The sequence below is a fragment of the Halorubrum sp. AJ67 genome, assembly GCF_000513435.1.
Map to the genome: position 1 here is coordinate 1 of NZ_CBVY010000020.1, position 1,604 is coordinate 1,604.

At 67.5% G+C, this 1,604-nt stretch carries 4 protein-coding genes; 3 read left to right on the plus strand and 1 reads right to left on the minus strand.

All coding sequences use genetic code 11. The features are described from left to right. The first annotated feature begins 110 nt into the window (after positions 1 to 110). The 3 genes from BN903_RS18815 to BN903_RS18370 all read left to right on the plus strand — a co-directional run bounded on the left by BN903_RS18815 (position 111) and on the right by BN903_RS18370 (position 891). Positions 111 to 248 (plus strand): hypothetical protein, encoded by a 138-nt coding sequence (locus BN903_RS18815; RefSeq protein WP_394296249.1) that lies wholly within the window; start codon positions 111 to 113, stop codon positions 246 to 248. Between the two features lie 100 nt (positions 249 to 348). Further along, a complete protein-coding gene (locus BN903_RS13275; protein WP_048078194.1) occupies positions 349 to 642 on the plus strand; it encodes a DUF5808 domain-containing protein in 294 nt (97 codons plus the stop codon). 114 nt (positions 643 to 756) lie between these two features. Continuing rightward, positions 757 to 891, plus strand: a complete 135-nt coding sequence (locus BN903_RS18370) for a hypothetical protein (RefSeq protein WP_004597316.1) — start codon at positions 757 to 759, stop codon at positions 889 to 891. Here the strand turns inward: BN903_RS18370 and BN903_RS13280 are convergent. Then, the coding region (locus BN903_RS13280) for a sensor histidine kinase KdpD (RefSeq protein WP_048078241.1) at positions 875 to 1,604 on the minus strand (730 nt) is incomplete at its 5' end. The genes BN903_RS18370 and BN903_RS13280 overlap by 17 nt on opposite strands.

Sequence of the window (1,604 nt, forward strand, 5' to 3'; positions counted from 1 at the left end):
CCGGACGGCGGGGGCGAGTCGAACGAGACGGTCGGGGACTACCTGATCGTACGTTCGGACGTCGGCTACCAGTACGGTCACGTCGAGGACCACGCGAGTCGGACCTCCACGTGTCGGAGGGTCGGTCCGGCGACCGCGGCGACCCCGATCCGCTGATCGCGGCGTTCGAGGCGGGGTACGAGTCCGCTGGCGACCCCGATGTCCTCGACCGGCTTCGGGACGTCGCCGACCGCGGTCGGTACCGCTGACGGCGCTGAAGCGAACGGCCCGCCGGACGGCCGGGCCGCGCGGCGCGATCGGAGAGCGGTTGCGCCACGATTTATAGTGCCGGCCGATAGAGTGAGTCGTATGGCAGACAAACAGTCGTCGGGAGAGATTCTCGGCATTCCGTACAACTTCGAGCGTCCGAGCCTCGGACGGCTGCTCTCGTCGTACTGGCAGCCCGACAAGGGGATGCTCGTCGAGAAGCCGTTCGGCATCGGCTACACGCTGAACCTCGCCAACTGGCGGTCGTGGGTCGTCCTCGCGGTCGCCGGCGGGCTGTACTACCAGCAACAGCAGTCCGGCGGCGCGGCCGTCTCCGAGGAGGGGGCGTCCGAGGACGACGACGGACCTGTCGAAGTGATCGTCGACGACGACTGACGCTGGCTGCGGCCGGCGGACCGCAATCCGTGGGTCGCGGTAACGCGATCTCCGGTTTTCGCCGTTGAGTCCGTATCGGGTTCGTTTAAATACGAGAAGAACGGAGGGGAGTCAATGAAGGTACAGTTCGAGTGTTCGTGTTCGGAGGAGATCTCCGAGTTCACCCGGGGGGAGACCAGCCGCGGGGTTCACGTGGAATGCGGAAACTGCGGCGCGGTGTACGCCGTGACTATCACCGAGTTGGAGTAGCGGGCGGGGTCGTCGACTCGAACCGGAGCCGAACCGTGGTGCCGTCGTCGCCCGCCTCGAACCGAACGGTGCCGCCCTGCGTCTCGCACATCCACTTGACCAGCCACAGCCCGATGCTGCTCGCGTGCGAGAGCGCCGTCTCCTCTTCGGCCTGTAACACGGCGCGCTCGTCCTGGGGGATCCCCGGGCCGTTGTCGGTGACCTCCAGACACGTGGTCGTCCCGTTCTCGCGGATGGTCGCCTCCACGCGTCGGGTCGAGGCGTCGTTGTGCGTGACCGCGTTCTCGAACACCTCGCGGATCGGGAACGCGACGGAGTCGTCCGCGCGGATCCACGCCGCCGAGGGGGTCTCAACCGTGACCTCGGCGTCGTCGACGTCGACGGATCCGACCGCCTCGCGGACCGCATCGACGAGGTCGACGCGGCCGTCCGGGGGCTCGGAGGACGCGTCCTCGATCACTCGGAGCTTCTCGCTTATCGCGACGACGTCGTCGGTCGTCTCTCGGATCGTCTCGACGTACCCCTCGCTCCGGTCGTCGTCGACCCGGTCGCCGAGGAGGTCCGCGTACCCGCGGATCACGTTGAGGTCGTTTCGGACGTTGTGACGGAACACCCGACTCAACACCTGTAGCTGCTGGTTGGAGGTTTCGAGGTCCCGATGGGCGGTCTCCGCCCGGCGGCGGTGGTAGGTGACCCCCCCGTAGAGAACCCCA

What these genes read in the sequence shown, in the direction of transcription:
- BN903_RS18370 (WP_004597316.1), top strand. Translation starts at nt 757, where the DNA reads ATGAAGGTACAGTTCGAGTGTTCGTGTTCGGAGGAGATCTCCGAGTTC.
- BN903_RS13275 (WP_048078194.1), top strand. Translation starts at nt 349, where the DNA reads ATGGCAGACAAACAGTCGTCGGGAGAGATTCTCGGCATTCCGTACAAC.